Raw genomic sequence first — 7857 nt, 5'->3', positions numbered from 1 at the left:
CGACGCGCAGCGGCTCGGTCAGGGTCTGCCCGATGGTGCGGGACGGGTTGAGCGTCCCGTAGGGGTCCTGGAAGACGGCCTGGAGGTGGCGGCTGAGCTCGCGGCGCCGCCGCGGGGACGCGTGGGTGATGTCGGCACCGCGGAAGAGGACCCGCCCGCCGGTGGGCCGGACCAGCCCGAGCACCGCGCCGGCGATGGTGGACTTGCCCGATCCGGACTCCCCGACGAGCCCGAGCGTGCGGCCGGGCGGCAGGCGCAGCGCGACGCCGTCGACGGCACGGGTGCGGCCGCGCCGGCCGTGGTGGTCGACGCGCAGGTCCCGGGTCTCCAGCAGCGGCGCGGTCATGGCCGTCTCCTCAGGCGCTCTCGTGGTGGACGCATCGGGTGTGGTGGCCGGGGGCGGCCTCGACGACCGGGATCGGCGCCTCCCGGCAGCCGGCCGTGGCGAGGCGGCAGCGCGGGGCGAAGCGGCAGCCGGGAGGCCGGTGCGCCGGGTCCGGGACGGCGCCGGGGATCGCGGCGAGGTGCTCGCCGCGGCGGGCCCGCCGCGGCATGGCGCCGAGCAGCCCGGCCGTGTAGGGGTGGCGGGGCCGCTCCAGCAGGTCCGGCAGCGGACCGGTCTCGACGGCCTGGCCCGCGTACATGACGTAGGCGCGGCGGCACATCGCGGCGACCACGTCCCAGTCGTGGCTGATGAGCAGGATCGCCATGCCGCGTTCGGCCTGGAGCCGGCGCAGCAGGCCGAGGATCGCGGCCTGGACGGTGACGTCGAGCGCCGTGGTGGGCTCGTCGGCGATGAGCAGGTCGGGTTCGCCGGCGAGCGCCATCGCGATGCCGACGCGCTGTGCCGTCCCGCCCGACAGCTCGTGCGGGTAGCGTGCCGCGGCGCGTTCCGGTTCGGGCAGGCCGGCGGTGCGCAGCAGGTCGAGCGCGCGGCCGCGGACGGCCGCGCGGGTCCCGCCGTGGTGGCGCCGGACGAGCTCGCCGACCTGGTCGCCCGCGGTCCACAGCGGGTCGAGGCCCGCGAGGGGGTCCTGCGAGATCATTGCGATCCGGCGGCCGCGCAGGGCCCGCAGCGCGGCGGGGTCGAGGGCGGTCAGGTCGAGGCCGTCGAACCGGACGGTCCCGGAGGTGATCCGCCCACCCGCGGGCACGAGCCCGAGCACGGCGCGGGCGGTGACGGACTTGCCGCATCCGGACTCGCCGACGAGGCCGACCGTCTCGCCCCGGTCGACGTGCAGGGTGAGGTCCTCGACGACGGTGGTCGTCCCGCGCCCGGCGGGGAGGCCGACCGACACGTCCCGCAGCGACAGCAGTGCCGTGGACGGTGCGTCCGGGGCGCTCGCGGCGGCGGCGGGGGTCCGGTGCCGGCGTCGCGGCGGGGACGGGACGCGTTCGGCGGGAGCGGCGGCGGCGTCCCGGACGGTGTCGCCGAGCACCCCGAACGCGAGGATGGCGAGCGCGAGGACGGTGCCGGGCGGGACGAGCAGCCACGGCTGCCGGCCGATGACCGCGGACGCCTCGGCGATCATGGACCCCCAGGCCGGCGCGGGCGGCCGCGCGCCGAAGCCGAGGTAGCCGAGCCCGGCGTCGATGAGCAGCGCGCCGCCGCTGAGCAGCGAGATCTGGACGATCAGCGGCCCGGCCACGCGGGGCAGCACGTGCCGCACGAGGATGTGCCGGTCCGGCAGCCCGGAGACGCGGGCGGCGGCGATGTAGGGCTCGTTGCGGACGGTGAGCGCCGCGCCCCGCACGACCCGGGCGAGGCCGGGGGACATCAAAATGCCGAGCGCGACCATCACGGCGATCCGGTGGTCGCCGACGACCGCGAGCACGACCAGCAGGGTGACGAGCACCGGGATCGCCAGCATCACGTCCGTCACCCACGTGAAGACCCGGTCGGGGAGCCCGCCGAGGAAGCCCGCCGCGACGCCGGTCCCCGCACCGGCGACGAGGACGGTGAGCACCGCGACGGCGGCGTCGGCCAGGCTGATCCGGCCGCCGTAGAGCAGCCGTGCGGCGACGTCGCGGCCGAGGCCGTCGGTGCCGAGCGGGTGCGCGGCGGTCGGGCCGGACAGCACCGCGTCCAGGTCGGTGGCGGCCGGGTCGTACGGCGTCAGGACGGGCGCGAGGACGGCGCCGAGCGCGAGCAGCACCAGGTAGCCGGCCGCCAGGGCGGTGAGCGGCCGCCGGACGGCGGTCCGCGGGACGGCACGCCGTTTCGGGAGGCGCCTCATGCCGAGCGCACCTTCGGGTCGAGCCATCCGTAGGCGAGGTCGGCGGCGAGGTTGACGGTGACGACCGCCAGGGTGAACACGATCACGACCCCCTGGATCGTCGGCACGTCGTGCTGGCCGGTGGCCTGGACGGCGAGCCCGCCGAGGCCCGGCATCGCGAACACCGCCTCGACGAACACGGTGCCGCTGAGCAGCCCGATGAACGTCAGCCCGACCAGGGTCACGACGGGGACGCCGGCGTTCCGCAGCGCGTGCCGGAGCACGATGGAGCGCTCCGACGCCCCGTTGGCGCGCAGCGCGGTGACGAAGTCGCGTGACAGGGCCGCCAGCATCGCGTCCCGGGTCTGCTTGGCGAACACCGCCGTCCCGGGCAGCGCGAGGGTCGTGACGGGCAGGACGAGGCCGCGCGCCCAGCCGCCGGGGTCGTCCTCCAGCGGGACGTAGCCGGTGGCCGGAAACAGCGGGAACGTCACGGCGAACAGCGTCACCAGGACCAGGGCCAGCCAGAAGTTCGGCAGCGCGTACCCGGCGAGCGCCAGGACGTCGAAGGCCCGGCCGAGGCGCCCGCCGCGGACCGCGCTGAGCACGCCGAGGGCGACCCCGGCCAGGGCGGTGGCGGCCGTGGCGCCGACGGTCAGCGACAGGGTGACCGGCAGCCGGGAGGCGATCTGCGCGGTGACGTCCAGCCCGCTGACCGGCGACGTGCCGAGATCGCCTCGCAGCGCGTGCGCGAGCCAGTGCCCGTACCGGGTGAGGACGGGCTCGTCCAGGCCCAGCTCGCGGTGGAGCCGGGCGTAGGCGGCGGGACTGTAGTGGTCGCCGAGGATGGTGCGGGCGGTGTCGCCGGGCGCGGCGGCCTGCAAGAGGAACGTCAGCAGCGAGACGACGCCCACGAGCAGGCCGGAGACGAGCAGGCGGCGAGCGATCAACCGTGTCACGGGGATGAGCCCTCCGGCGGTTCAGGCGGCGGGACGCCAGGACGACGGGCTCGGCAGCGGCCTGCCCGGCCGGGCGCCCAGGTCGACGTCGTCGCGGTACAGGTAGAACAGCGGGCTGAGGCAGACGGGCAGGAACCAGCCGAGCTCCACCACGCGGCGGACGATCTGCCGGTCGAGGCCCGCGCGGGTCCGCTCGCCGGCCGCCGCGGCCTTGCGATCGAGGTCCTGGAGGACCGGGTCGGAGCTGTGGAAGGGGTTCATGCCGACGGCGTCGCGCAGCCACAGGCCGCGGCCCATGAAGTAGGTGGGCAGGACTCCCCAGCCGAGGATGGACGCGGGGTAGCGGGTCAGTTCGGTGGCGGCGGCCGCGGGCTCCTTCGCCGTGATCCTCACGGTGACGCCGATTTTGGCGAGGTCGGCGGCGACGGCCTGGACGATGTCCTGGTAGAAGGCGGGCGCCGTCGGGATCAGCGCGGGCAGCGTGAACCCGCCGGGGTGGCCGGCCGCGGCGAGCAGCGCCCGCGCCCGGGCGGGGTCGTAGGTGTAGAACGGCGTGCCGGTGTAGCCGTCCTGGCCGGGGGCGGCGAGCTGCTCGGTGGGGACGCCGTAGCCGCCGAGCAGCGCCCGGGTGATCCGGGCGCGGTCGACGGCGAGGTTGAGCGCCTGCCGGACCCGGACGTCGGCGAGCGGCGGGCACAGCCGCCCGGCGCGGTCGTTGAGCTGGAGCCCCATGGCGATGCTCGGGCTGGACGCGACCCGCATCCCGGCGGCCTTGGCGCCGTCCACGATGGCGTAGCCGCCGGAGATGACGTCGACCTGCCCGGTCTTGAGGGCGGCGAGCGCGGTGTTCTCGTTCGGCAGCACCTTGATGGTGATCTTGTCGTAGTGCCGGTCCCGCCGGTTCCAGTAGCGGGGGTTGGGGACGTAGGCGTAGTGGTCGCCCGTGACACTCTGCCCGGGGTCCAGCACGTACGGGCCGGCGCCGGCCGAGCGGGTGGCGAGCGCGCCGGGCCGGGCGATCGCCGCCGGGCTGATCATGTTCCCGGCGAAGAAGTCCTGGCTGAACAGCGCGGGCAGCTGCGGGTCGGGGGCGGACAGCGTGATGCGCACCGTCAGCTCACCGGTGGCGCGGACGTCCTCGACCGGCGCGAGGAACGCGGCGGCCTGGCCCGCCGACCTGCGGAAGTAGTCGATGTTGGCCTTGACGGCGGCCGCGTTCAGCGGCGTCCCGTCGCTGAACGTCACGCCCGGGCGCAGCGTCATCTCGAACGCGGTGTTGCCGGTGCCGATGTAGCGCCAGGTCGTGGCCAGGCGCGGCTGGTAACTCCCGTCGGGGGCGCGGTAGATGAGCGGGTCATAGGCGGGGCCGACGTAGAGGAGGGACTCGCCGCCGCCCTTGGCGGGGTCGAGGCTGACGGGAGGGAGGGGCTGGCCGATCCGGAGGGTGCCGGACGTCCCGCCGCTGCGGTGGGGGCCGCCGCAGGCGCTGAGCGCGACGCCCGCGCCGAGGACGAGCCCGGAGGCGGTGAACCCGCGTCTTGAAAGGAGCGGAGCGAACCGGGGGGTGCGGGGGGTCGTCCCCCCGCGAGGAGCGGAGATGAGCGGAGGGAACCGGGGGGTGCGGGGGGTCGTCCCCCCGCGAGGAGCGGAGATGAGGGTGGAACCGTCGATCATGGTGGTGTCCTTTTCCGTGGTCTTCGGGCCGGTGGGGGGAGTCAGGCGCGCCAGTGCCGGTCGAGGAGGGTCTCGCCGTCGCGGGTGACGCGTCCGGCGGCGTGGACGCCCTGGCCGGTGACGTCGAGGGCGATGTCGAGGGTGACGCGCCGGCCGGAGCCGGTGGTGACGTCGGCGGTGACGCTCCCGGTGACGGACGAGGCGGCGGGGTCGGTGCGGTGGGCGGTGGCGGTGAGCTCCTGCCGGATCCGCAGCCGGTGCCCGCGTCCGGCGGGCGCCGCGAGGGCGGCGGACGCGCCCACCAGGACCGTCGTCGTCCCGCTGAGCAGGTCGTTGGTGATCTCCCACTGCGCCGTGGGGCCGGGTTCGCGGCCCGGCGGCGCGGGCGGGGCGTCGGCGGGGCCGGGTTCCGGGAGGTCGATCTCGACGGCGTCCCGGTCCGCGATGACGGGGAGCGCGAGGGCCGTGGCGGCGGGCCGTCCGGGCCCGGACGCGCCGGACGGGCGGGACGGCCAGACGCGCGGGAAGTCGCCGGGCGCGAGGACCACCCGCAGCCGGTGCCCCGCGGCCACCTCGTAGGCGGTGGGGGCGAGCGCGATCCGCGCCTCGGCGGCGCCGTCCGGCACGCGTTCCAGACCGGCGCAGATGAGCGTGGAGCGGCCGGACGGGTCGACGTCGGTGAGCTTGACCGAGACGCGCCGCCAGGGACGCGCGACCGTGACCGCCGGACGCCCGCCGATGAGCAGCGGCTCGTCCAGGGGCGGTGACGTGGCGCAGAGACCGCCGGCGTCGTCGTCATGCTGGTCGAGGGGCAGGCCGAACGGGCCGTCCGGGGTCGCCCAGAGGCCGCTGAGCGCGCCGGCGGCGGGGTCCGGGCGCTGCGGTCCGGTGTGCTGCCAGGTGCACGGCGCGGCGTTCAGCGTGGACCCGGGCGGCGGCCACGCCGGGAACCCGAGCCAGCGCGGCCGGTCGCCCTGGACGTGCAGGCTGACGGCGGCCGCACCGTCCTCCGCTCCGCCGTCCGCGCCGTCGTCGTGGAGCCAGCGGTCCCACCAGGACGAGGCCAGGCCGACGAAGTCGATCGGCGCGACCGGGCTGAACTGGGGGGAGCCGTGCATCCACGGCCCGGCGACCAGCCGCTTGGGGCCGCGCATCCGCTCGAACGCCCGGACGCTGGCGTCGGCGAACAGGTCCCGCCAGCCCGCGACGGTCAGCGCGGGCACCTCGATGGCGGCGGCGTCGACGCGGCGCCGCTCCCATACGGGGTCCCCCGGGCCGTGCCGGAACAGGTCGAGGAGGTAGGGGGCCGCGTCGAGCCGCCGCGTCCAGCGCTCCTGCTCCGCGGGGTCGTCGAAGTCGTCCAGCGGCGGCAGGAGCTGGGCGAGGAGGGTGTTGCGGGCCCAGAACCCCAGGGGCATCGCGGCGCCGCGCGTCCCGCCGGGGTGGGCGAAGTCCCGCTCGGGGTCGAGCATGCCCTGCACGGCGACGATCGCGCGGAGCCCAGCGGGGCGGCGCGCCGCCGTCCGCATCGCCATGAAGGCCCCGTACGACTCGCCCCACATGCCGACGGCCCCGTCGCACCAGGGCTGGTCCGCGGCCCAGGCGAGCGCGGCGAGCGCGTCCTCGACCTCGTCCGGGTCGAACGGGGGACGCGGCGCGCCGCCGGACGAGCCGGTGCCGCGCATGTCGACGAGCAGCGACGCGTATCCCCGCGCGGCGAACATGCGCTGCATCGGCGAGCCGTGCAGGGCGGCGAGGTCGCGGCGGTACGGCAGGACGGTCAGCAGCGCCGGCGCGGGGCCCGCGCCCTCGGGGAGGAACAGGTCCGCCGACAGCGTCACTTCGTCCTCGCCGGTCGGTATCCGGACGTCACGGTGCACCGTGACCTCGTACCGTGTCCGCGTGCCGCGCGGGCCGGTCGTCGTGGTGGGTTCAGGCATCGATGCCGATCGCTTTCATCAGGAGGGAGAAGGACCGGTGCAGGCCCCGCTCCCAGTAGGGCCAGTTGTGGGTGCCGGGTCCGTACAGGTCGGCGGTGACGTTCGCGCCCGCCTGCCGGAGGCACCGCACGAACGCGGTGTTCATCTCGCCGATGAGCTCCTCGATGGCGAGGCTCGGCGGGGTGCCCGGCGGGTCGAGGGGGCCGGGCGTCCCGTTGCCGCTGGAGACGAACAGCGGGATCCCGGCGAGGGCCACGGCCAGGTCATAGGGGTTGTGAGAGGCCCAGACGCCGGCGTTGAGCTGGTAGTCGCCCCACAGGGCGGTGGGGTCGTAGCCGTCCTTGATCAGGAACTCCTGGACGAAGGCGGGTCCGCGGGCGCCCTGGTAGGTGGTGTGCACGACGCCGCTGTAGGCCGCGGCGGCGCGGAAGAGGCCGGGGTTGCGCCCGGCGTAGGACATCGCCCCGAACCCGCCCATCGACAGCCCGGCGACGGCCCGCGAGGCGCCCGCCCCGTATCCGGCCTCCAGGATCCGCCGGAGTTCGGTGAGGTGAAAGGTCTCCCAGCGCGGCGGGCCGCCGGCGCCGTGGTTCCACCAGTCGGAGTAGAAGCCGAGCTGCCCGCCGGACGGCATGACGACCAGCACGTCCGCGTTCCGGGTGAGGGCCTCGACGTCGGTCGAGCGGGTCCAGGAGGTGTAGTCGTCCTCGGCGCCGTGCAGCAGGTACAGCACGGGCCACGTCCGCCGCGGCTGCGGTGTCCACCCGGCCGGGAGCAGTAGCCGCGCCATGGCGGTCGTCGCGAGCGCGGGGGAGTCGACGGTGAGGTCGAGGACGCGGGGGCTGAGGCGGTTCTCCGCCACGACGCGCGCCGCACCGGTGCGGGCGGTCGCGGCGCGGGCCGTCCCGGGGCGGAGGGCGGTGAGCGACGCGGCGGCGGTGAGGCCGGCGCCGGCGAGGAAGGCGCGCCGGGTCGCCATGGCCGGGCCGGGGACGGCCGGACGCGGGTCGGTTGCGGGCATGGTGGTCTCCCTGGGGGTGGTCGAAGCAGGGATCTGGACGTGCGGAT

General features: G+C 76.1%; 6 protein-coding genes. All 6 read right to left on the bottom strand.

All coding sequences use genetic code 11. The features are described 5' to 3' along the window. Positions 1-346: ATP-binding cassette domain-containing protein (locus E1300_RS13255; RefSeq protein WP_131757284.1), on the bottom strand; the 346-nt coding region annotated here is incomplete at its 3' end. 10 nt (positions 347-356) lie between these two features. After that, complete coding sequence (locus E1300_RS13250; RefSeq protein ID WP_207399692.1) at positions 357-2237, bottom strand: dipeptide/oligopeptide/nickel ABC transporter permease/ATP-binding protein; 1881 nt, start codon at positions 2235-2237, stop codon at positions 357-359. Continuing rightward, positions 2234-3175 carry an ABC transporter permease gene (locus tag E1300_RS13245; protein WP_131757282.1) on the bottom strand — a complete coding sequence of 314 codons (942 nt, stop codon included), beginning with the start codon at positions 3173-3175 and terminating at the stop codon, positions 2234-2236. Before E1300_RS13245 ends, E1300_RS13250 begins: the two co-directional genes overlap by 4 nt. A 21-nt stretch (positions 3176-3196) precedes the next feature. After that, complete coding sequence (locus tag E1300_RS13240; RefSeq protein ID WP_131757281.1) at positions 3197-4849, bottom strand: ABC transporter substrate-binding protein; 1653 nt, start codon at positions 4847-4849, stop codon at positions 3197-3199. A 41-nt stretch (positions 4850-4890) separates the two neighbouring features. Next, a complete protein-coding gene (locus E1300_RS13235; protein ID WP_131757280.1) occupies positions 4891-6789 on the bottom strand; it encodes a CocE/NonD family hydrolase in 1899 nt (632 codons plus the stop codon). Next, positions 6782-7810, bottom strand: a complete 1029-nt coding sequence (locus E1300_RS13230) for an alpha/beta hydrolase (protein WP_242619123.1) — start codon at positions 7808-7810, stop codon at positions 6782-6784. The genes E1300_RS13235 and E1300_RS13230 overlap by 8 nt, the downstream gene beginning before the upstream one ends. Positions 7811-7857 lie beyond the last annotated feature (47 nt).

Origin of the sequence: Actinomadura fibrosa (assembly GCF_900659615.1) — a bacterium.
Classification (GTDB): Bacteria; Actinomycetota; Actinomycetes; order Streptosporangiales; family Streptosporangiaceae; genus Spirillospora; species Spirillospora fibrosa.
Note: the sequence above shows the minus strand (reverse complement) of the source record. Positions and strands in the feature narration are given on the sequence as shown.